Raw genomic sequence first — 22,486 nt, forward strand, 5'->3', positions numbered from 1 at the left:
CAATAACAAAACCCCGCAGCTAAAAAAACAGCGGCGGGAGGGGGGCGGGGGGGGGGGGGGGCGGGGGGGGGGCGCGCACCAACCACCCCGCCAGCCCCCCGGGCCCCCCCCCCCCCCGCCCCCCCCCCCCCCCCCCCCCCCCCCCACCCCGCCTTCGACAGCTTGCTGCGATCTGTCGGGACGGCGTTCTGTGTTGCTGTTGGTGGGTGTCGACCTTGGTCGACACGGCAGATCCACGCCATGCGTGGATGGATATCCGGTTCATCTGTGCCTCACGCGGAGGGCTGATGAAGGTTCATGCTATGAGGCCACGCAACGCACAGGACATCGCATTCCCCATGGCACGGACCCGGGTCGGCATCATCTTCGGGGGCAAGTCTTCCGAGCACGAAGTTTCACTGCAGTCGGCGAAGAACATCCTCGATGCGCTCGATCGCGAGCGCTTCGAGCCGGTGCTGGTCGGCATCGACAAGCAGGGGCAGTGGCACCTGAGCCAGCCGGAGACGTTCCTGATCAATGCCGAAGATCCCTCGCGCATCGCGCTGCATCGCTCCGGCACGTCGCTGGTGGTGCGCCCGGGCGCCGAGCAGGGGCAGCTGCAGCCGTGCGATGCGGCCTACGCGCTCGGCCAGGTCGATGTGGTGCTGCCGATCGTGCACGGGCCGCTGGGCGAGGACGGCGCGCTGCAGGGCCTGCTGCGCATGGCCAACCTGCCCTTCGTCGGTTCGCCGGTACTGGGCTCGGCAGCGGCGATGGACAAGGACGTGACCAAGCGCCTGCTGCGCGACGCCGGGCTGCAGGTGGCGCCGTGGCTGTGCATCCGCCGCCACCAGGTGGCGGAAGTGGATGTCGATGCGGTGATCGCCCGGCTTGGCCTGCCGCTGTTCGTGAAGCCGGCCAACCAAGGCTCATCGGTAGGCGTGAGCAAGGTCAAGGATGCGGCGGGCTTTGCCGGAGCGCTGGCATTGGCGCTGCGCTACGACCACAAAGTGCTGGTGGAATCGGCGGTGATCGGCCGCGAGATCGAGTGCGCGGTGCTGGGCAACGAACATCCGCAGGCCAGCCTGTGCGGTGAAGTGGTGGTGCACGACGAGTTCTACGCCTACGACACCAAGTACATCAACGCCGATGGTGCCGAAGTGGTGGTACCCGCGGATATCGATGCTGCAACCCAGGCGCGGATCCAGCAGATCGCGCTGCGGGCCTACCAGGCGCTGGAGTGTGCCGGCATGGCGCGCGTGGATGTGTTCCTCACCGCGGGCGGCGACATCACCATCAACGAGGTCAACACGCTGCCGGGCTTCACCCGCATCAGCATGTACCCGAAGCTGTGGGGTGCCAGCGGCGTGGACTACACCACGCTGATCACCCGCCTGATCGAGCTGGCGCTGGAGCGCCATGAAGCCGATCGCGAACTGCAGAGCGCTGTATAGCGTTGTTATCGCCCGCAGAGTCGAGCATGGCTCGACTCTGCGGAAAGCGATACCTGCCAGCGGCCGGCACTACCAGCTAGCCTCGCTTGCGGAACATCGAGATCACCGCAAGGATCAGGAACACCACGAACAGGATCCAGGCGATGTTCGTTGCGGCGCCGGCAATTCCGGAGAAACCCAGAACGGCGGCGATGATGGCGATGACAAAGAAGATGATGGCATAGTGCAGCATGGCGCTCCTCGCGGGTGGTCGAGCCTTGGATGGCGTGGGTCCATCCTCCCGATCCTGCGGTGTGCAACCAGTGATGGCGATCTATGCAGCAGATGAAGCCTTCAGCCTGCGCAGCCCTTCTTCGATGCTGACCTGCGGCACGTAGCCGAAGTCACGGCGCGCCGGTTCCATGCTGTACCAGTGCGGCGTGCACAGCTGCTCGGCCAGGAAGCGGGTCAGCGGCGGCTCGCCGCGCAGGCGCAGCAGCGGCCACAGCCGCTCGCAGACGGCGCCGATGCGGTAGGCGGTCTTGAAGCTGATCGCCTTGTCCACGGATGGCGCACCCACCGCAGCCAACAGCTTGTTCACCAGCTCGCGCATCGGCAACGGCTCGCCGTTGGAGATGAAGTAGGCCTTGCCCGCACACGCAGCGCCCGGTGCCAGGGCGTCAAAGGCGAGGAAGTGCGCCAGCGCGGCGTTGTCGATGTAGGTGGTATCGACCTTGTTGTTGCCATCGCCGACCAGGCGCAGGCGTCCCTGCCGCGCACGCTCGGCGAGCCTGGGCACCAGCTGCTGGTCACCGGGGCCCCAGATCAGCCGCGGGCGCAGTGCCACCGTCGCCAGCGACGCATCGTTGGCGGCCAGCACGCGCTGTTCGGCGATTGCCTTGGTGGCCGCATACGGCGCCTGGAAATCTTCGCCGTACGGCACCTCGTCAGCCCCGAGGCCTTCCACCGGGTGCGTGGCACGATGGGTCACGCTGGGCGTGGAGGTGTAGACCAGCCGGTTGATGCCATGCACGCGGCAGGCCGCGAGGACGTTGTCGGTGCCGACCACGTTGGCCTGGTGGTAGCTGTCATAGCTGCCCCATGCGCCGGCCTTGGCGCCGTTGTGGAACACCGCATCGACGCCGGCCACCGCATGCAGCACCGCCTGCGCATCGGCCAGATCACCGCGGATCTGGCCCACGCCCATCGCCTGCAGTTCCGAGTAATGACTGCGGTTGAACGCCAGCACCTGGTGGCCACGCTCGACCAGCCCGCGGCACAGCGCCCGCCCAAGGAAACCACCGCCACCGGTGACCAGGATCTTCATGCGCGCTTCTCCAGTTCGGCGCTGGCCCAGACGGCGAGCTTTTCGCGGCCGATCTTGGCGTTGTGACGGATATCGACGGGGAACGCCGGATGCACCAGGAAGTGCTGCAGGCCGGCCTCTGGCAGGCGGGCGGCCGCGTGCGCACGCAGCGCTTCCTGCAGCGCCGGGCTGTCGGACCGGCCGCGCTGCAGTTCCACGCACAGCACCGGCACCTGCGCGCCGGCGGCGCCGACGCCGACCAGTGCCGTGCGCGCCACGCCGGCCACGGTGTTGAACACCGGCTCGACCTGCTCGGTGTACAGCGGCCCGCGCGCGGTTTCCACGCGCTGGGTCTTGCGCCCGCAGAACCACAGGCGGCCCTGCACATCGAAATAACCGACGTCGCCCATGCGATGCACCACGCGGGTGCTGCCATCGACCAGCGTCTCGCGGATCTTCGCCGCCGCGGTGGCCTGCGGGCGGTTGAAGTAGCTGTCGGTGGCGGTCGGCCCGGCCACGGTGATTTCCCCCACTTCCCCCACCGCCAGCACGCGCGCCTGCGACCAGTCCGGCAGCGGTGCGTCGTCGATGGCGATGATGCGCACCTCGTTGGGGGCCACCACGTTGCCCACGCAGGTGCCGGCACCGGCCTCGGTCGCCGCGCGGGTGCGCTCCAGTTCGCGGCCTTCGACCACCGCCACCGGCAGGCACTCGGTGGCGCCATAGGGAGTCCAGAACTGCGCATCGGCCGGCAGCAGGCTGCGGATGGTGGCGACCACGTCCGGCGGCACCGGTGCCCCGGCCGAGGTCACCCGGGTCACCGTCGGCAGTGGCCGCCCGTGCCGGGCCAGCACCCGCATCAGCGCTGGCGAGCCGAACAGCTGGGTCACGCCGAAGCGCTGGATGGCATCGTGCAGGCGTCCCGGGTCGGCCTGCGCCGGCCGCGTCGGGTCCATGTCCGGGATCACCGAGGTCAGCCCCAGCGCCGGGTCGAACAGCGCGAACGGTGGGAAGGTCGGCAGGTCCACCCCACCCGCTTCCATGCCGAAGGCACTGCCCAGCAACTGGATCTGGCCGACGAAGTGGCGGTGGCGGTAGACGACGCCCTTGGGCACGCCGGTGGAGCCGCTGGTGAACAGGATCGCCGCCATGTCCTCGCCATCGGTGTCGGCCAGCATCGGCCCAGCGCTGGCGCCAGCGCGCTCCAGCGCGGCCAGCGTGGTGCCGCCCCAGCCGAGGCGGCGGCCGACCGTCACCAGCCGGGTGGCCGACGGCGCCCAGCGCAGCACCAGCCGCGCCACATGCGCCAGCGGAATGCCGATGAAGGCCTGCGGCTGCGCCTCGTCCAGGCACTGCTTCAGCGCGCGCCGGTCGATGCCCGGATCGACCAGCACCGGCACTGCGCCCAGCTTGAACAGCGCGAACATCAGCAGGAAGAACTCCGGAGAAGGCCGCACCATCACCACCGTGCGCACGCCACGGCCGATCCCGTAGCCGGCCAGGCCGGCGGCCATGGCATCACTGCGGGCGTCCAGCTGACGGTAATCGAGGGTGACATCGTAGGCGGCCATGCCGTTGCCGGCGCCGCGGCGGCCGGGGCAGCGGATGGCGATCTGGTCGGGGCGTTCACGCGCCAGTTCAGGCAGCCGTGCGGCGATATTGCAGGGTCGGTTCATCCGTTCATTGTCGCCGCTTACGGAATTTCTTGCGCGGCGGCCCACTTCGTGGAAAATCCGCACCCTCGTTCCTGATTCCGACTGCCGCCCGAGGCGGCTTGCCCATGCAACATCCCTGCATGACCTGCGGCGCCTGCTGCACCCAGTACCGCGTGGCCTTCCACTGGATGGAATCGGACGAGGTCACCCCCGGCGGCGTGCCGCATCAGCTCACCGAGGTGCTGGATCCGCACCGCCTGTGCATGCGCGGCACCCATTCCAAGCCGGTGCGCTGCGTCGCGCTGGATGCGCAGATCGGCGTGTATTCACGCTGCACCATCCACCCCAACCGGCCCAGCGTGTGCCGTGAGGTGGATGCATCGTGGGAATACGGCAAGGCCAGCCCGCAGTGCGACAAGGCGCGCATTGCCTATGGCCTGGATCCGCTGACGCCGGCCGACTGGCGCTGGCGCGATGACGCCGACAATGACGACGATCACCCGGACGACAACGGCAACAGCCCGTCCTCGCCGCCGCAGGCACCGGTCGCCGCGTAATCCGGTGTGCCGACCAACGGTCGGCACCCACCCATACCTTCCACTTGTGGGTGCCGACCGTTGGTCGGCACACCGATCAGATCGGGTTGGCGTCCAGGAACGCGCGGATCTCCGGTACCAGCACTTCGTGCTTGTCTTCCAGCACATAGTGGCCGGCGTCCTCGAAGGCATGCACCTGGGCCTGCGGCAGTGCGGCCTGGAAACCCTTCAGGAAATGATGGTCGAACACGAAGTCACGCAGGCCCCAGCCGAGGAAGGCCGGGCGGTCGGCGAACGAGGGCAGTGCCTTGCCGGCACGCTCCAGCAGCGACCAGGCCTTGTCGGCCGGCGACAGCGGGATGTCCTGCATGAAGCGGATGGTGCTGATGCGGTTGGCCCAGCTGTTATACGGCGACACGTAGGCGCGGCGCACATCGGCCGGCATCTTCCGCTCCACGCCCAGCCACGAGGCACCGGACGAGAACGCGTTGAAGCTGCGGATGATCCACTCGCCGATCTTCCAGTGGCGGCCCAGCGCGATCTGCCACGGCATCTTCTTCGCCGCCGGCATCGGGAAGGCAGCGGTGTTGAGCACGACCAGGCGCTTCACCTGGTCGTGGTGCGACAGCGCCCAGCCGAACCCGATCATGCCGCCCCAGTCGTGCACGGCCAGGGTCACCGGGCCGGTGATGCCCAGGTGCTTCAGCAGCGCATCAAGATCGTCCACGCGCGACTGCAGCGTGTACTCATAGCGGCTGTCGTCCGGCTTGTCCGACAGGCCCATGCCGATGTGGTCCGGCACGATGCAGCGGTAGGTGTCCGACAGGCCGGCCACCAGCGTGCGCCAGTAATAGCTCCACGACGGGTTGCCGTGCACCATCACCACCACCTCGCCATCGCGCGGGCCCTCGTCGAGATAGTTCATCGACAGGCCGGGGCGGACCTCGAAGCGCTGCGGGTGGGCGGGGTAACCGGGAAGATCGCGCATGCGGAGCACCTAAGGAGAGTCGCGGCGCAATGTAGAGCCGAGCCGTTGCTCGGCTGCTCTCCGGTCCGCTGCGGAAGAGCCGCGCTGCGCGCGTGAGCCGAGCATGGCTCGGCTCTACAGGAGGTCGGGCAACGGGCTGCTTACCAGACCACTTCAGCCATCGAGCAGTTCAGGCCCGAGCCAATACCCAGAAGCGCGATGCGATCGCCCTTCTTCAGCTTGCCCAGCTGCTTGAGCTTGCTCAGCACGATCGGCACCGAGGCCGGGCCGATGTTGCCGTGCTCGCCGAAGATGGTCATGACCTTCTTCGGGTCGATGCCGAAGTTCTTGATGAACGCGGCGGTGTGCGGCTGGCTGACCTGGTGGATCACGAACTGGTCCAGCTCCTCCACGGCCCAGCCGAGTGCGATCTTGGCGGCGCTGAAGGTCTTCTGCGCCAGCTTGATGCCTTCGATCAGCAACAGGCGGGTGTCGGTGACCATGCGGTCCAGGTTGCCCAGGCACAGCTGGTTCCACTCGGTGGCCGAGCGGGTCACGCCGCCCTTGTAGCGCGGCGCGTCCGGCACCAGCTCCGCGCGCGCCATCACCATCGCGGCGGCGCCCGACCCGGTGGTCAGCGCGGCCAGCTCGTTGCGGAAGTCGTCGGCGGTGACGTCCGGGGCGGTCATGCGCTCCAGGGTCTTCTCGTACACCAGGTTGGCGGTCTCGCCGTCCACCACCAGCGCGTAGTCGATATCACCGCGCTCGATCATGCGCGCCGCGATGTCCATGCCGTTGATGAAGGCCAGGCAGGCATTGGCGACGTCGAAGGTCATGCATTCGTCGCTGACACCGAGGTTGCCCGACACGATCGAGGCCGTGGACGGCTCCAGGTAGTCGCGGCTGACCGAGGTGTTGACCAGCAGGCCGACCTGGGTCGCGGTGATGCCCGCGTCTTCCAGTGCCTTGCGGCCGGCCATGGTGGCGGCGTCCGACGCCAGCACGCCGTTGTCCCACAGGCGGCGGGCGTGGATGCCGGCGATGTCGCCGAGCACATCGGTGCGGATACCCAGGCGATCCAACGTCGGCTGCAGGCGTTCGTTGATTTCCTTGGTCGTCAGCGTATGCGGTGCGTCGACGTGTGCCAGGCCGGCGATCGAGACATTCTTGAAGAGCATCGAGGTTAGCGCCAAGGCTCAGGCAAAAGGGGGCGCTATTCTATAACCCCCGGGCTTTCACCGCATCTTTACGAATTCAGCCTCGGCCGTATGGTGAAGCGTTCAGCGCGGCGGGCACTGGAACGCGGCGAAGCGCTGGCTGCCATCGGCGGGGGCCGCAGCGGCCTGGACGGCATTGGCACCGGCGCTCGGGGCCTCGTTGCGGGCCAGGGTTTCCAGCTCTTCCTGCACCCGCAGCGGGTTGCGGTTGTAGAAGCCGACCTTGCTCTTCACGGTGACCACCACCTCGCCCTTGGCGATGCAGCCGGCCGGAACCGGCCCTGCCGGCAGCACGCGGGTTGCCTTGCCGGCCGGTTCGATCGGCACCCAGGTACAGGCGGTGACGGTGAGCAGCAGGGAGGAAAGCAGCAGAACGCGCATGGGCAGATCCTGGAAGGGTATGGGGGGATTCTGCCTGAACAGCCTGAATCGGGGGTAGCCGGGGCTCTGACCCCGGATGCATGACGGGGTTGCCGGCCAGCGGCCGGCACTACCTGGGGAGGCCTGCCCGCCAGGGCGGGCAGGCACATCCCTTATTTCTTGACCGGGTTGCCTTCGGCGTCGATCACCGTCACCTCGCCCAGGTTCAGCGCGCGCACGGCCGCTTCGGTCTGCTTGAGGTCACCCACCACCACCCAGGTCAGGGCCTGCGGCTTGATCTCGGCGGCGGCCTGCTGCACCTGCGCCGGGGTCATCGCCTCGATCTCGGCCTTGCGCCGCAGCACATAGTCGTCCGGGCGCTTGAACTGCACGATCGAACCGATGGTCGACGCCACCGCACTGGCGGTCTCGTAGGCACCGGGCAGGCTCAGGGTCTGGATGTTGCGGATGCGGTTGACCTCGGCAGCGGTGGCCGGCTTGCTGCCATCGGCGAACGCGGCGATTTCCTTGCGCATTTCCGCCAGTGCCGGGCCGGTCTTGTCGATCTGCACCGGCGCGCTGGCCATCCACGGGCGCTGGCCCACCGAATTGACCGCGCTGCTGCGCGCACCGTACGACCAGTGCTTGTCCTCGCGCAGGTTCATGTTCAGGCGCGAGGTGAAGTCGCCGCCGATCACGCCGTTGGCGATGTCGAAGCGGGTCGAGCTGGTGGCGCTGGAAGGTGCCACCACCTGGCCGGCAAACAGGTTGGCCTGTACCGCGCCCGGCTGGTCGATCAGGAACACGCGCGGGCCCTTCGGCAGCGCAACGTCGGTGGCCGCCTTCACCTGCGGGGCCTCGCCACTGGCCTTCCAGTCGCCCAGCTGCTTGTCCAGCAGCGGCACGATCTCGGCCAGGGTGGTGTCGCCGACCACGATCAGGGTGCCGTTCTGCGGGCGCAGCCAGTCGTGGTGGAAGTCGACCAGGTCCTCGCGGGTCAGGCCGTTGATCGCCGCCTCGTCACCGCTACCGGTGAACGGAATGGCATACGGGTGGCCCTTGCCGTACAGCAGCGGGGGCAGCACGCGCATCGCCACCGCACCCGGGTTGACCTTCTCCTGCTGGATGCCCGCGATCCAGCTCGCCTTGACCCGGTCGATCTCGCCCTGCTCGAAGCGCGGCTCGCGCAGCAGGTCGCGGTACAGCGCCAGCGACGGCACCAGGTTTTCCTTCAGCGCCGACAGGTCCACGCTCATCGAGTCCAGGCCGGCCGAGGCATCCAGGCTGGCGCCCAGCGCATCCGCGGCGTCGGCGAAGGCCAGCGAGCCCAGCTTGCCGGCGCCTTCGGTCATCAGGCTCATGGTGAAGTTGGCGGTGCCCGGCTTGCGGCCCTGGTCGGCACTGAAGCCGCCCGGGAACTGGTAGCTGAACTGCACCACCGGAATCTCGTGGCGCTCGGCCAGGATCACCTGGGTACCGTTCTTCAGCGTCGCGCGCTGCAGCGCCGGGAACTTCAGCTGCGGGAACTCGCGGGTCTGCGGCACGCCGGCCTTGCGGTCGACCTGCTCGGGCAGGGTGCTGTACTTCGGGTCCACCGCCGGCACGGTGAACGGCTTCGGCGCCTGGCTCGGGTCTTCCTTCAGCGCCACGCGCTCACCCGGCGCGATCACCAGGGTGTGGCTGCCCTTGTCCAGCCACTGCGCGCCCAGCCGGCTCAGATCAGCAGCACTGGCCTTCTCGATGTTGGCCAGCGAGGTGCGGAAGCAGCCCGGGTCGCCTGTGAACACCGCACATTCTGCAAGGGCGTCGGCCTTGCCGCCGAAGCCACCGATGCGCTCGATGCCGCGGATGAAGCCGGCGCGGGCACCGGTCTTGGCACGCTCCAGTTCGGCCGCGGTCGGGCCCTGCTTGATCAGCCGGTCCAGTTCCTCGTCGATGATCTTCTCGACCTTGGCCGGGTCCTGGCCCTGCTTGACCGTCGCCATGATCACGAAGTTCGAGCCCAACTGCGAGGTCGACAGGCCCGACGCGATGCTGTCCACCAGCTTGTCCTGGTGCTGCAGGCGCTGGCTCAGGCGCGAAGACTTCGCACCGCCCAGCACCTGCGCGAACAACTGCAGCTGATCGACCTCGATGGTGCCGACCTGCGGCACGTTCCAGGCGCGGTAGATGCGCGCCTGCGGCACCTTGTCGGTCATCGTCTCGCGCGTGTCGGCACTACGCTTGGCCACGTTCACCGCCGGCTGCGCCATGGTCGGGCCGGCCGGGATGCTGCCGAAGTACCTGGCGACCTTTTCCTTGGCGGTGGCCAGGTCGATGTCGCCGGCCAGCACCAGCACCGCGTTGTTCGGGCCGTACCAGGTACGGAACCAGGTCTTCACGTCATCCAGCGACGCCGCGTTCAGATCGTTCATCGATCCGATCACGCCGTGGTGGTACGGGTGGCCCACCGGGTACAGCGCCTTGTTGAGCTGGTCCCAGGCCTGGCCGTAGGGCTGGTTCTCGCCCTGGCGCTTCTCGTTCTGCACCACGCCACGCTGCTCGTCCAGCGCGGCCTGGTCGATCGCACCGACCAGATGGCCCATGCGGTCCGATTCCATCCACAGCGCCATGTCCAGCGCGGTGGTCGGCACGTTTTCGAAATAGTTGGTGCGATCGGTGTTGGTGGTGCCGTTCTGGTTGGTGGCACCCACCTGCTTGAACGGTTCGAAGAATTCGCCGTCGTGGTTTTCGCTGCCCTGGAACATCAGGTGTTCGAACAGGTGCGCGAAGCCGGTACGGCCAGCCGGCTCGTCCTTGCTGCCCACGTGGTACCAGACGTTGACCGCAACGATCGGCGCCTTGCGATCGGTATGCACGATCACGCGCAGGCCGTTGGGCAGGGTGAACTGCTCGTACGGGATATCGACCTTGGCCGGTGCGGCCGGCTTGGCCGCCAGCGCATGGGAAGGCACAAGCGTGCCCAGGGCGGTGCTGAGGGCGACGGCCAGCAGTGCAGCGCGCGGGCGAAGGGCGAGAGACATATCCGGATCCTTGGTCACATAGGTGAACCCCGATCCTAGCCTGCGCGCGCGGCGGCCGGAATCGGTCGCCAGTCACTGGGGGTGTTTGCCCAGATGGCCATCCTGCCCGACGCCCACGGGCGCTCTTGAAACGTCACAGACGCCGGCTGGAGGCGTCCGGACAGTGTCCGCGGCTTATCGAATGGACAGGTGTCCGCCCACCGGACACTTTCGGGACCACATAAAAGCCTTGCAAATCAACAACTAAAAGTTGGCACGCGGATTGCTTGGTACTTCCTGCGCCAGGAAGGGCTTCAGACAAAAGCTGACTGAAGACTGAACAGATGCAGGAAATAGCAAATTTCTCTTGCATGCCCAGAATTGGTGTACTACCTTACTACCACACCACTGCTCACCAACACTAAACAGGCCCCGTCATGAACGCCAAGACCATTGCCATCGCCATCGCCCTGATCGCCGGCACCGCGGTTGTTTCGTCGGTGCAGGCCTCCGAATCCATCAAGACCCTGTCCACCGTGCAGGTTCGCCCGGCCGCCGACCAGCTGGCCCAGCAGGCCTGGGAACAGGCCAGCGGCATCCCGACCCTGGCCACCGTGGAAGTGCGCCCGAGCGCCGACCAGCTGGCCGAGCGCAACGGCTACGTCGCCGCCCCGGTCGCCGCCGCGATGCCGATCACCACGCTGGCCTCGGTGGAAGTGCGCCCGAGCCTGGAACAGCGCGTCGCCCTGGCCGCCGAACTGGAAGCCCAGCGCTACGCCGCGACCCTGGCTGCCGCCGCCACCAACGTCGCCAACTCGGTCATCGTCAACCTGCCGGCCCTGCAGGTGCGTCCGAGCGCCGCCGACCTGCAGGCCCTGGCCACCGAAACCGCCCAGGTCCTGCTGCGCCCGTAACCGGTGCCGCCCTGCCCCGCGCAGGGCGTGCGCCGTAAAGGCGGCGGTCGTCGCAGGTACACTGCGCCGATGAATGCCGCGCCCCAGTTCCACGTGATCCTGTTCCAACCGGAAATCCCGCCCAACACGGGCAATGTGATCCGGCTCTGTGCCAACACCGGCGCGCAGCTGCACCTGGTCGAGCCGCTTGGCTTCGCACTGGAAGACAAGCAGCTCAAGCGCGCCGGGCTGGACTACCACGAGTACTCGCGCCTGCAGGTGCACCCCGACCTGGACACCGCGCTGGCGCGGATCGCACCGAATCGGTTGTTCGCACTCAGTACCCGCGCCAGCGTGCGCTACGACAGCGTGGCCTTTGAAGAGGGCGATGCGTTTCTGTTCGGCCCGGAAAGCCGTGGCCTGCCGCAGGACGTGCTCGATGCACTGCCGGATGGCCGCCGCCTGCGCCTGCCGATGCGGCCGGACAACCGCAGCCTCAATCTTTCCAACACCGTTGCGGTGGTGATGTACGAGGCGTGGCGGCAGCATGGGTTTGCCGGCGGCGCGTAGCTCACGTGTGTCACTTTCTTTGCTCGCGCAAAGAAAGTAACCAAAGAAACGCGCCGCCATCGGCGAGCCGGTGCTGCGCACCGGTAACCTGCGCTCCTCGGCCCGCCGGGGGACGGCGCGGAACTCGCTGCGCTCAGACACCCGCGCCTTTTCGCCCCCGCCGGACCTGCGGTGCTCGGCTCGCTTCAAGGCGGACCCAACAGCCGCGCGGTACAGGCTGTCCTTGAACCCTCGCGGCAGTTCCGTCCGGTGCGCGGTTCGGTACATCGATCGCCCGCCTGCGGATACGCTGCTGGACTATGCCGGCCAGCGGCCGGCACTACCGATGCACTCAGAACGCGTTGATGCCGGTCAGTTCGCGGCCGATCACCAGCTGGTGCACGGTCTCGGTGCCCTCGTAGGTGATCACCGATTCCAGGTTCAGCGCGTGGCGGATCGCCACGTGCTCGGTGGTGATCCCGGCCCCACCGAGCAGATCGCGACACTCGCGGGCGATGTCAATCGCCATGCGGCAGTTGTTCCACTTGGCCAGGCTGACCTGCTGCGGCTGCAGCTGGCCGGCTTCCTTCAGCCGGCCCAGCTGCAAGGCCAGCAGCTGCGCGGTGGTGATGCGGCGGGCCATCTCGGCCAGCTTGATCTGCGCGCTCTGCGTGGCCGCCAGCGGACGACCAAACAGCACGCGCTCCTTGGCATAGCCCAGCGCTTCATCCAGGCAGGCAATCGCCGCACCGATCGGCCCCCAGCTGATGCCGTAACGGGCCTGGGTCAGGCAGCCCAGCGGCCCCTTCAGGCCCTTCACGTTCGGCAGGCGATGGCTGTCGGGCACGCGCACGTCATCGAAGAACAGCGCGCCGGTCAGCGACGCGCGCAGGCTCATCTTGTGCTTGATCTCCTGCGTCGTGAAGCCGGCCATGCCCTTTTCCAGCACGAAGCCCTGGATGCCGTCCTCGGTCTGTGCCCAGACGATGGCCAGGTCGGCCACCGGGCCGCTGGTGATCCACATCTTGCTGCCGCTGATGCGCCAGTCGCTGCCGTCGCGCACCGCGCGGGTCTTCATGCTGGCCGGGTCGGACCCACCGTGCGCCTCGGTCAGGCCGAAGCAGCCGATCAGTTCGCCGCGTGCCATCGCCGGCAGCCACTGCTGGCGCTGTTCCTCGCTGCCGTACGCGTAGATGGGATACATGCACAGCGAGCTCTGCACCGAAACGAAGCTGCGCAGGCCCGAATCGCCGCGCTCCAGCTCCTGGCAGATCAGGCCATAGCTGACCGCGCCGAGACCACCGCCGCCGTACTCGGTCGGCAGGGTCGCGCCCAGCAGGCCCAACGAGGCGATCTCCGGCACCAGTTCGTCGGGGAAGCGGGCCTGGTCGAAAGCATCGCCGATGATCGGCAGCACGCGCTCGTTGGTGAAGCGGGCGACGCTCTCCTGCACTGCGCGCTCTTCCTCGTTGAGCAGGGAACGGACATCGAACAGATCGTACGGATGCAAAGCCATGGCACTCACGCGCAGTCAGGACCCGGCCATTGTCGGTCATCCGGGCAGAGCGTGCCGACCAAGGTCGGCACCCACCAGAGCTGCAGCACTACGCTGCAATGCAGCAATCGTGGTGTGAACATCGCTGATCTAGCTCGATCACGCGCGTACCGGTACCCTGACACATTCAAACAACCGTTTCGCCCGTGGCCGCACGCGCGATTCCCAGGCACCGCCGGTGGCCCCGATGCCGGCCCTACCCACGAGTCATGCAATCGATGAGCGCTGAAGCCAACGCCCTGCCCCCGCGTGAAGTAATGGAATTCGACGTGGTGATCGTCGGTGCCGGCCCCGCCGGCCTGGCCACCGCGATCCGGCTGCGCCAGCGCGCGATCGAAGCCGGCCGCGAGCTGTCGGTATGCGTGCTGGAGAAGGGTTCCGAGCCGGGCGCGCACGTGCTGTCCGGCGCGGTGATGGATCCGCGCGCGCTGACCGAGCTGTTCCCGGACTGGGCCGAGCGCGGCGCTCCGCTGAAGCAGAAGGTCACCCGCGACGAATTCCTGTTCCTCAGCGAGACCGGCGCGCGCAGCACCCCCAACGCGCTGCTGCCGGAGTGCTTCCACAACGAAGGCAACTACATCATCAGCCTGGGCGAAGTGACCCGCTGGCTGGCGCAGCAGGCCGAGGCGCTGGAGGTTGCGATCTTCCCGGGCTTCGCCGCTGCAGAAGTGCTGTACGGCGACAACGGCGAGGTCATCGGCGTGGCCACCGGCGACATGGGCATCGAGAAGGACGGCAGCATCGGTCCGGCCTTCGAGCGTGGGATGGCGCTGCACGCCAAGTACACGATCTTCGCCGAAGGTGCGCGCGGCCACCTCGGTCGCCAGCTGATCGCCCGCTACAAACTGGACGAAGGCAAGGACCCGCAGGCCTACGGCATCGGCATCAAGGAGCTGTGGCAGATCGACCCGGCCAGGCATGAGCCGGGCCTGGTGGTGCATGCGGCTGGCTGGCCGCTGGACAGCGACACCTACGGCGGCGCGTTCCTGTACCACGCCGACGGCGGCAAGGTCGCCATTGGTTACGTGGTCGGCCTGGACTACAGGAACCCGTGGCTGAGCCCGTTCGAGGAGTTCCAGCGTTTCAAGACCCATCCCTCCATCCGCAAGCACCTGGAGGGCGGCACCCGCATCGGTTACGGCGCCCGTGCGATCACCGCCGGCGGCCTGCTGTCGCTGCCGAAGACGGTGTTCCCCGGGGGGGCGCTGGTCGGCTGCGAGGCCGGCTACCTCAACGCCAGCCGCATCAAGGGCAGCCATGCCGCGATCAAGACCGGCATGCTGTGCGCCGACGCCGCGTTCGACGCGCTGGCCGCCGATCGCCAGCACGATGAACTGAGCGCCTACCCGAAGGCGTTCGAAGCCAGCTGGCTGTTCACCGAACTGCAGCAGGCCAAGAACTTCAAGCAGTGGTTCAAGAAGGGCCAGACCGTTGCCACGCTGATGACCGGCGTGGAGCAGTGGCTGCTGCCGAAGCTGGGCGTGCGCAACCCGCCGTGGACCCTGCACCGCACCCAGCCGGACCACGCCTGCCTGGAGCCGGCGTCGCAGCACACCCGCATCGCCTACCCCAAGCCCGATGGCGTGCTGACCTTCGATCGTCTCAGCTCGGTGTTCCTGAGCAGCACCAACCACGACGAGAACCAGCCCAGCCACCTGACGCTGAAGGATCCGAGCATTCCGGTGAAGGTGAATCTGGCCGAGTACGCCGGTCCCGAAGCCCGTTACTGCCCGGCCGGCGTGTACGAGTTCGTCGGCGACGCCGACAACGCGCGCCTGCAGATCAACGCGCAGAACTGCGTGCACTGCAAGACCTGCGACATCAAGGACCCGACCCAGAACATCGTCTGGGTGACCCCGCAGGGCGGCGGCGGCCCGAACTACTCGGGCATGTGATCGCCCCGGGCTGCGACCACGTGTCGCAGCCCGGCCGCTCCACCGCACCGCTATCCTGCCCGCCCATGCGTGCCTCCCGCCTGCTCACCACCGTTGCCGTGGCCCTGCTTGCCACGGCCTGCCAGCGCCCGCCTGCGGCGCCGGCCACGCCTGAACAGGCCCGGCAGCAGGCCATGCAGCGCGCGTTCGAACTGTGCGCAGGCTGCCACACCGTGCAGCCTGGCGGCATCCACCGCTTCGGCCCCAACCTGCACGGCGTGATCGGCCGTCGCGCCGGCAGCCTGCCCGATTACGGCTATTCCGACGGCATGCGTCGCGCCGACATCACCTGGAGCGCGCAGACCCTGGACGCGTTCCTGCAGTCGCCCACCCACGTGGTGCCCGGCACGCGCATGTACAACGCCTTTCCCAGCGCCGAACGCCGCGCGCTGGTGATCGCCTACCTGCAACAGCAGTCGGCTCAGTGACCCAGTCGCTGCAGCTGGTGCTGCAGGCGCTCCACGAACGCCGTTACAGCGGCGAACACCGGTGCCGGATCGGCCTCGGTCGCATCCTGCAGGCGCTCGACCAGCGCGTTGGCCTGCCCGGCCAGTGCGCTTGCCCCGATCGCCCCCAGACCGCCCGCCTGGCGATGCAGGTGGAGCGCCGCAGTCTCGCGGTCACCGGCCCGCACGGCGCGCTGCACCGCCGCCAGATCACTTTCACTGGCCTGCAGCAGGCTGTCGCGCAGCTGCTCGGCCACGGCGCGCGAGCCATAGCGCTGCTGCAGGGTGGCCAGATCAGGCAGCACTTCAGCGTCGTCGGCGACAGTCTCCTGCACGGGCGCATCGAACGACTGGCCCTGTGCCTGCGGCAGCCAGCGCAGCAGCGCGGTGCGCAGCGTGGCCAGCGACAGCGGCTTGGCCAGCACCTCGTCCATGCCGGCCTCGCGGCAGCGGCGCGCATCGTCGTCCAGCACGCTGGCGGTCAGCGCCAGCACCGTCAGCCGCGGCTGGCCGGTACGGCCCTCGCGCTCGCGCAGCAGGCGGGTGAAACCGAAGCCGTCGAGTACCGGCATGCGGCAGTCGGTAATGACCAGATCGAAGGCCTCCGATGACAAGCGGTCCAGTGCCTGCTGGCCATCGCCCAGCGGCACATGGGGTACGCCCAGCTGCTGCAGCCGCCACGCCATCATCGCCTGGTTGGTCGGGTGATCCTCGATCACCAGCACGCGTGCGTCGCGCAGCGCCGGCGGCAGCAGCGCCGCCTGCTCCTGCTCCGCAACCAGCGCTTCAACGTCACCCCTGCCTGCCTCCACCAGCGCCAGCCGCACCTCGGCGCGGGTGCCCTCGCCCAGCGTGCTGTGCAACTCCAGCTCGCCGCCCATCATCTGCACCAGGCGCTGGCAGATGCTCAGGCCGAGGCCGGTACCACCATGGTCGCGCTGGATGTAGGCACCGGCCTGGGTGAACGGCGCAAACAGGTGCCGCAGCTGTTCCGGTGCGATCCCGGTGCCGGTGTCGGTGACGCTCAGGCACAGCGGCTGGCTGCCGTCTTCGGCGGTCGGGCCCAGTACCTCCAGCTGCAGCCGCACTTCGCCGCGTGCAGTGAACTTGATGGCATTGCTGAGCAGGTTGAACACGATCTGGCGCAGGCGCACGCCATCCACTTCGTGCGCTGCCGCCAGCTGGGGGTCGATCTGCACGTGCAGCTCCAGCCCGCGTGCACTGGCCTGCGCCGACATCAACCGGCACACGCTTTCCAGCAGGGGCCGCAGCGGTTGCGGCACCGGCTCCAGGCGCAGTGCACCCGCTTCCAGCCGCGAGTAATCGAGGATGTCGTCGAGGATCTGCCGCAGCATCTGCGCCGAATCCTCGATCACGCCGAGGATGCGCTGCTGCTCGCTGTCCAGCGGTGAGTGCGCCAGCACCTCCAGCATGCCCAGCACGCCGCTCATCGGCGTACGGATCTCGTGGCTCATCGTGGCCAGGAAACGCGATTTGGCCTCAGCGGCCTGCTCGGCGTCCGCCTTCGCCGCCGCCAGTGCATCGGCCTGCATCCGGGCTTCGCTTACATCCACCCAGTACCCGCTCCAGATCACCGCGCCTTCTTCGGCGGCGTAGGGATGGGCCTGGCTGCGCACCCAGCGCACGCCTTCCCCGTCGCTGCGCAGGCGGAACTCCAGGATCAACGGCGCGAACTGGTGCGCGGCCTGCTCGATGGAATGCAGGATGCGCGCGCGGTCCTCCTGCTCGACGCGTTCCAGCAACACCCTCGCATCCTGTTCGGCCTGCTGCCGGGTGATGCCGAACAACGCAGGCAGGTCGCCGGCGATGAACGGGAAGCTCAGCGTGCCATCGGCATCGCGGCGGGCCTGGTAGACCACCGCCGGCAGGTTGTCGGTCACCTCGGCCAGGCGCTGCTCCAGCTGGCGGCGTCCTGCCACCTCACGGCGCAGCCGCCAATGGCCCACGCCATGCACCAGCAGTGCGGTCAGCAGCACCATCAGCACGGGCACGCCCCACCGCAGCAGATTGCTCCAGTCGACCCCATTGCGGTACTCCACCGCCAGCCAGGCGCTGCGCAGCGCCTCGCGCTTGCGTGGGGTCATCTGCAGCAGCAGGCGATCGAAGGTCGTGGCCAGGGCCGCATGGCGGCGATCCACTGCCAGCGCCAGCTGGTCGTTGAAACCGGCCGGAGCCGCGACCTGCATCCGCCCCGGGAAACGGCTGCGCAGCAGGTGATCGACCACGGCAAGGTTGCCGACATAGGCATCGGCTTCACCCTCAAGCAGGCGCTGCAGCGCCTGCTCGGCACTCCGCGCAGCAATGATCCGGGCCTGCGGCGCCTGTTGCTGCACATAGCCACGCACGCGCTCCGGGTCGGACAGCAGCACGCGCTTGCCCTGCAGGTCGGCCAGGCCCAGCAGCGACTCGCCATCGCTCCTGACCACAATCACGTTCGGCACGCTGATGAAGGGCTGGCTGAACACCCAGTCCGGGCCCAGGTAGCGCGAATCAACGGGTATGCCCATCACCGCCTGCAGTTCACCGCGGCGGGCCTTCTCACGCACCTCGTACCAGTCGTGGCTGTTCTCGACCTTCAGGTTGGCACCGGCCTGCATCAGGCGCTGCAGGTACTCGCTGGCCAGGCCACTGGGCCGGCCATCCTCGCCGGTGAACGACAGGGGCGCGGCATTCGGCGCGAAACCGATCATCAGCGGCTGCTCCAGCACACGCTTCTCGGCCTGGCTCAGCGCCAGCTGCGCCGATGCCGACCAGTGCGGCGGTGACAACCAGCGTTGTGCGAGGGCATCGCGCTGGGCCTGGCTGGTCGCGGCCAGCGCCAGGTCCAGGGCTTCGGCCAGGGGTTGCTTGCTGTTGGGAATGCCGAAGTGCAACCGTTCAGGGGGCAGGTCGCTTGGCCGCAACAGCGCCACGCCCTGCAGGCGCCGGCTGGCAATCAGCTCGGTGGCGACGAAGGCATTGCCGATGTAGACGTCCGCTTTGTCGTCTCTGACCATCTGCAATGCGCTCAACGTGTCGTTTGCGACAAGCTGGCGGGCACGCGGGAATCGGGCGCGCACCTGCGGACCGGTCAGGAAGTCCTGTTCGATCACCACCCTCAGCCCATCCAGGTCCGGCATGTCGGAGGCACGCAGGTCATCGGGCCGGCCCACCAGTGCGAGCGGCGCCTCACTGTAGGCGGCGGTATAGACCATGCAGCGGGTGCGGTCGGCACTGAGGCCGACATTCATCACCACGTCGATCTCGCCACGACATGCCGCATCCAGCACGGATGTCCAGTCCGGATAGCGGCGCGCCTCGACCTTCACACCGAGCTGGCGAGCAAGATGCGACAGGTAGTCCGGTCCCAGCCCGACCTGCTCGCCATCACGGAGGGACTCGAAGGGCGGCCAGCCGCTGTCATACTGCCCGACAACGATGGTCGGATGCGCCACCAGGTATTCGCGCTGCAACGGGCTGAGCGGCAGCAGGCCAGGGGCCGGCTGTGCCTGGGCCACGGGCAGCGCCAGCACCGCCAGCAGCAGGAGCAGCCCGCGAACAGCCCACCTACGCATCTGCGTCGATCTCCTAGAATCCTGCCAGGGACCGCGATGGTCGCGGTCCGGCGTGCCCGATGGCCATACTAGAGCATGAGCTTGCGCATCATCATCGCAGACGATCACCCCGTGGTCCGTATCGGTACCCGCGCCGTCATCGAGTCGAGCGGCGTCGGCCGCGTGGTCGGCGAGGCCGACAGCGCGCAGGCGCTGATGACCCTGCTCGCCAGCCAGCCCTGTGACCTGCTGGTCACCGACTACTCCATGCCGGGCAGCCCGCAGGCCGACGGCTTCGCCATGATCGGCATGATCCGCCGCCGCCATCCCGACCTGCCCGTGCTGATGCTCAGCGTCTCCAGCAACCTGGCGATCCTGCGCATGGTGCTCGACAGCGGCGTGCTCGGCCTGGTCGACAAGAGTTCGTCGATGGACGAACTGCCACAGGCCATCCAGTCGGTCTACCGCGGCCAGCCCTACATCAGCCGCAGCCTGCGCGAACGGGTGGAGGCGGCCGGCAGCTGGCGCATGCGCGAGGGCGACGGCAAGCCGCTGTCCCCGCGCGAGGTGGAGGTGCTGCGCTTGCTCGGCACCGGCATGACGGTCAAGGAGATTTCGCTGCTGCTGCACAAGAGCGTCAGCACCATCAGCCGGCAGAAGGGCGATGCGATGCTCAAGCTGGGGCTGAAGGGCGATGCCGAATTGTTCGACTATCTGCGTGACGGGAAAATTTGAGACGCGATTCACATAATCGCACCGGCAACAATGCGAGGTCGAAGGAATCGACCGGCGCATGTCCGGCCGCCAGCCGCGTCACCGTGGAGACGCGGGCCGCCAGCGGGCAGAGCCTGGCGCTTCGCCGCGGTGCGGTGCCAGAGCGCGCCTGACGTGCTGCGGCCGCAGCAGGAGACCCCGCAGGAGCAGGCGCGGCAGGCCCAGAAAGCGATGGGCGTCGGACATGCCAACGCCTTGGCAGAGAAGGGAGGGGCCACCTCCGCGGCCCTTTTCCTTTCCGCCAGCTGAGCGGCCGCAGCCGCTTTCAGCCTTGCTTCATGCCGCCTGCCGCTAGATGAATGCGCAAGCCGCTCGGTGCACCAGGCAATGTTCCGGCAATGTTGGAACGCCAGCGTGGACATCACGGCAGCCGGGGCGCCCCGCGCCCTCCCTGCCCAGCGTGGCATGCACCTCACAGGAGAACGAACATGCTCAGTACTTCCACACTCAGCTTCCGTGGTCTGGCGATGGCCCTGGCGCTGGTTGCCGGTGTCGCCGTGGTCAGCGATGCCAGCGCGATGTCGAGGAAGGACAAGCGCACCCTGGTCGGCGCCGTGGTCGGTGGCGTGGCCGGCAACCTGCTCTCCAACGGCGACCCTGCGGCCACCGTCGGCGGTGCCGTGGCCGGTGGCGCAATCGGCAATCTGACCACCTCCGACCGCCGCGACCGTCGCTATTACGACAATCGCTACGACCGCCGCTACGATCGTGGCTACTACCGCAGCGGCTACTACAACCGTGGCGACGACCGCCGCTGGCAGCGCGAGCGTTACTACGACAACCGCTACTACCACGACCGCGGTCGCCATCGCGGCTGGTAAGCGGCAGGGCGGCGCTACCCCTGCCGATGGCGGAGACGGGCGGGTCGATGACCCGCCCGTTTGCGTTGGCCGCGCGCATGGCGTTGAATGCGCAGCCTTGGATGTGACTTTCCCCTCTCGGGCTGCGGCATGACGTCTTCCTCCCACCGCGTGCAGGGCCTCAACAACGACGAGGTCGCTGCCGACTGGCCACCGATCAGCGCGGCGGACATCGCGTGGTTGCGGCAGTGCTATCCGCAGCTGCACAGCGGCAGCCAACCGCGCTGGCACAGCCCGCGACCGCTGTCGGCTGCCGCCATCGTCGATGGCACGCGCGGCGCGGTGTTCATCAAGCGCCATCACCACAGCGTGCGCAACGCGGCCTGCCTGGAGGAAGAGCACCGCTTCATCGCCCATCTCGACGCTGCTGGCGTGCCGGTGGCACAGGTGCTGGCAGCGACCGATGGTCACACCGCAGTCGAACACGGCGAATGGACGTTTGAACTGCACGACGTCGGCGTAGGCGACGACCTGTACCGCGACGCGGTGTCGTGGTCGCTGCTGACCGACGTCGCGCAGGCCCGTGAAGCCGGACGCATGCTGGCCCAGCTGCACCGTGCCGCCGACGGCTACCGTGCGCCCCAGCGCAGCACCCATCTGCTGGTCGCGCGCGATGATCTGATCCGCGCCGACGATCCGGTGGCGGCAATCAAGGCAGGGCTGCACGAGCGCCCCGGCCTGGCCCGCTATCTCGCGCGCATTCCGTGGGAAGCGCAGTTGCGGCGTGACGTGCTGCCGTGGCACACGGGCCTGGCCGAGCGCCTGCGCGACGAACCACGGCTGTGGGCGCACAACGACTGGCATGTCTCCAACCTGCTCTGGCGCGACGGGCAGGTCAGCACCGTGCTGGATTTCGGCCTGACCTCGCCCACCAGCGCACTGTTCGACCTGGCCACCGCCATCGAGCGCAACGCCGTGGCATGGCTGGAGCTGGCGCGCGGCATGGAGGCCGTGCGCGTCGATATCGCGCTGGCGTTGCTCGATGGCTACCGCGAGGTGCTGCCGCTGTCGGCGGCACGCGTGCACCTGCTGGCCGACCTGCTGCCGATGGTGCATTTCGACTTCGCACTGTCCGAAGTGGAGTATTTCGAGGGCGTCACCGGCTCGACCGCCAATGCCGACGTGGCGTGGCAGCCCTTCATGCTTGGCCATCCGGCGTGGTTCCATGCCGCCCCGGGGCAGGCACTGCTGCAGGCCCTGCACGCCGCCGCGTGATCCGGTTGACGCAGCGTTGGAGTCAGATCCCTTTCCGCAGGAAGGGGATCTGACCCTGGGTGGCGCTCGCAAATCCGTACCATTTGTAGTGAAATGGTCACCTGAAGCGGGGGTGCCTGGATCTGCCAGGCTGAGAGAGTCCCTTGGAACCTGATCCGGTTTGCACCGGCGTAGGGAGCTTTGAGCCGCAGCCACACCCCCGTCATGGGCCGGTGCACCTGCGCGCCGTCGCTTCGTCTCCCTTGTTGTCC

The 22,486-nt window shown here is 68.1% G+C and carries 18 protein-coding genes and 1 riboswitch; of the genes, 9 read left to right on the top strand and 9 right to left on the bottom strand.

Features of this window, described 5'->3' with window-relative positions:
* Positions 1-338 precede the first annotated feature (338 nt).
* Positions 339-1,433: a D-alanine--D-alanine ligase gene (ddlA, locus tag WDC87_RS15070; protein ID WP_252744265.1), complete on the top strand. Its 1,095-nt coding sequence runs from the start codon at positions 339-341 to the stop codon at positions 1,431-1,433.
* 76 nt (positions 1,434-1,509) lie between these two features.
* Here the strand turns inward: ddlA and WDC87_RS15075 are convergent, their stop codons facing one another.
* From WDC87_RS15075 to oleC, 3 genes are all read right to left on the bottom strand, one after another.
* Entirely contained in the window at positions 1,510-1,665 is a 156-nt protein-coding gene (locus tag WDC87_RS15075; RefSeq protein ID WP_005407633.1) for a DUF1328 domain-containing protein, read from the bottom strand.
* Positions 1,666-1,746: 81 nt separating this feature from the next.
* Positions 1,747-2,739: a 2-alkyl-3-oxoalkanoate reductase gene (gene oleD, locus WDC87_RS15080; RefSeq protein WP_188241375.1), complete on the bottom strand. Its 993-nt coding sequence runs from the start codon at positions 2,737-2,739 to the stop codon at positions 1,747-1,749.
* The gene (oleC, locus tag WDC87_RS15085; protein WP_227836885.1) at positions 2,736-4,394 is read right to left on the bottom strand and encodes an olefin beta-lactone synthetase; all 1,659 of its coding nucleotides are present in this window, start codon (positions 4,392-4,394) and stop codon (positions 2,736-2,738) included. Before oleC ends, oleD begins: the two co-directional genes overlap by 4 nt.
* 104 nt (positions 4,395-4,498) lie before the next feature.
* Here oleC and WDC87_RS15090 point away from each other — a divergent pair, with 104 nt between their 5' ends.
* Positions 4,499-4,930, top strand: a complete 432-nt coding sequence (locus WDC87_RS15090) for a YkgJ family cysteine cluster protein (protein WP_005407630.1) — start codon at positions 4,499-4,501, stop codon at positions 4,928-4,930.
* Positions 4,931-5,006: 76 nt separating this feature from the next.
* Here the strand turns inward: WDC87_RS15090 and WDC87_RS15095 are convergent, their stop codons facing one another.
* The 4 genes from WDC87_RS15095 to WDC87_RS15110 all read right to left on the bottom strand — a co-directional run bounded on the left by WDC87_RS15095 (position 5,007) and on the right by WDC87_RS15110 (position 10,476).
* Positions 5,007-5,897 (bottom strand): alpha/beta fold hydrolase, encoded by an 891-nt coding sequence (locus WDC87_RS15095; RefSeq protein ID WP_072167325.1) that lies wholly within the window; start codon positions 5,895-5,897, stop codon positions 5,007-5,009.
* A 140-nt stretch (positions 5,898-6,037) separates the two neighbouring features.
* The gene (locus WDC87_RS15100; RefSeq protein WP_005420782.1) at positions 6,038-7,054 is read right to left on the bottom strand and encodes a 3-oxoacyl-ACP synthase III; all 1,017 of its coding nucleotides are present in this window, start codon (positions 7,052-7,054) and stop codon (positions 6,038-6,040) included.
* A gap of 102 nt (positions 7,055-7,156) precedes the next feature.
* On the bottom strand, positions 7,157-7,474 hold the full coding sequence (locus WDC87_RS15105) for a DUF4156 domain-containing protein (protein WP_005407628.1): 318 nt from the start codon (positions 7,472-7,474) through the stop codon (positions 7,157-7,159).
* Between the two features lie 152 nt (positions 7,475-7,626).
* Positions 7,627-10,476 (bottom strand): pitrilysin family protein, encoded by a 2,850-nt coding sequence (locus WDC87_RS15110; RefSeq protein WP_227836884.1) that lies wholly within the window; start codon positions 10,474-10,476, stop codon positions 7,627-7,629.
* Between the two features lie 416 nt (positions 10,477-10,892).
* Here WDC87_RS15110 and WDC87_RS15115 point away from each other — a divergent pair, with 416 nt between their 5' ends.
* Together WDC87_RS15115 and WDC87_RS15120 are read left to right on the top strand one after the other, a co-directional pair.
* Positions 10,893-11,369 carry a hypothetical protein gene (locus tag WDC87_RS15115; protein WP_014035556.1) on the top strand — a complete coding sequence of 159 codons (477 nt, stop codon included), beginning with the start codon at positions 10,893-10,895 and terminating at the stop codon, positions 11,367-11,369.
* 69 nt (positions 11,370-11,438) lie between these two features.
* Positions 11,439-11,918, top strand: coding sequence for a tRNA (cytidine(34)-2'-O)-methyltransferase (locus WDC87_RS15120; RefSeq protein ID WP_061479351.1), 480 nt, complete (start codon positions 11,439-11,441; stop codon positions 11,916-11,918).
* A 331-nt stretch (positions 11,919-12,249) separates the two neighbouring features.
* Here WDC87_RS15120 and WDC87_RS15125 read toward each other — a convergent pair whose 3' ends face one another.
* Positions 12,250-13,413: an acyl-CoA dehydrogenase family protein gene (locus tag WDC87_RS15125; protein WP_024956299.1), complete on the bottom strand. Its 1,164-nt coding sequence runs from the start codon at positions 13,411-13,413 to the stop codon at positions 12,250-12,252.
* Positions 13,414-13,670: 257 nt separating this feature from the next.
* Between WDC87_RS15125 and WDC87_RS15130 the strand changes: the two genes are divergently transcribed.
* Complete coding sequence (locus tag WDC87_RS15130; RefSeq protein ID WP_061479353.1) at positions 13,671-15,347, top strand: electron transfer flavoprotein-ubiquinone oxidoreductase; 1,677 nt, start codon at positions 13,671-13,673, stop codon at positions 15,345-15,347.
* Positions 15,348-15,412: 65 nt separating this feature from the next.
* Positions 15,413-15,814, top strand: a complete 402-nt coding sequence (locus WDC87_RS15135) for a c-type cytochrome (protein ID WP_053497753.1) — start codon at positions 15,413-15,415, stop codon at positions 15,812-15,814.
* Here the strand turns inward: WDC87_RS15135 and WDC87_RS15140 are convergent.
* Positions 15,808-19,407 (bottom strand): transporter substrate-binding domain-containing protein, encoded by a 3,600-nt coding sequence (locus tag WDC87_RS15140; protein WP_252744266.1) that lies wholly within the window; start codon positions 19,405-19,407, stop codon positions 15,808-15,810. The two genes, WDC87_RS15135 and WDC87_RS15140, sit on opposite strands and share 7 nt — an antisense overlap.
* Positions 19,408-19,482: 75 nt before the next feature.
* Between WDC87_RS15140 and WDC87_RS15145 the strand changes: the two genes are divergently transcribed.
* The 3 genes from WDC87_RS15145 to WDC87_RS15155 all read left to right on the top strand — a co-directional run bounded on the left by WDC87_RS15145 (position 19,483) and on the right by WDC87_RS15155 (position 22,235).
* Entirely contained in the window at positions 19,483-20,121 is a 639-nt protein-coding gene (locus WDC87_RS15145) for a response regulator transcription factor (RefSeq protein WP_005420808.1), read from the top strand.
* 467 nt (positions 20,122-20,588) lie between these two features.
* Positions 20,589-20,981, top strand: a complete 393-nt coding sequence (locus WDC87_RS15150) for a glycine zipper 2TM domain-containing protein (protein WP_053497758.1) — start codon at positions 20,589-20,591, stop codon at positions 20,979-20,981.
* Between the two features lie 129 nt (positions 20,982-21,110).
* Positions 21,111-22,235: a phosphotransferase gene (locus WDC87_RS15155; protein ID WP_252744267.1), complete on the top strand. Its 1,125-nt coding sequence runs from the start codon at positions 21,111-21,113 to the stop codon at positions 22,233-22,235.
* Positions 22,236-22,333: 98 nt separating this feature from the next.
* Positions 22,334-22,429: riboswitch (TPP riboswitch) on the top strand.
* Positions 22,430-22,486 lie beyond the last annotated feature (57 nt).

Origin of the sequence: Stenotrophomonas maltophilia group sp. Smal12 (assembly GCF_037079935.1) — a bacterium.
Lineage (GTDB): Bacteria > Pseudomonadota > Gammaproteobacteria > Xanthomonadales > Xanthomonadaceae > Stenotrophomonas > Stenotrophomonas sepilia.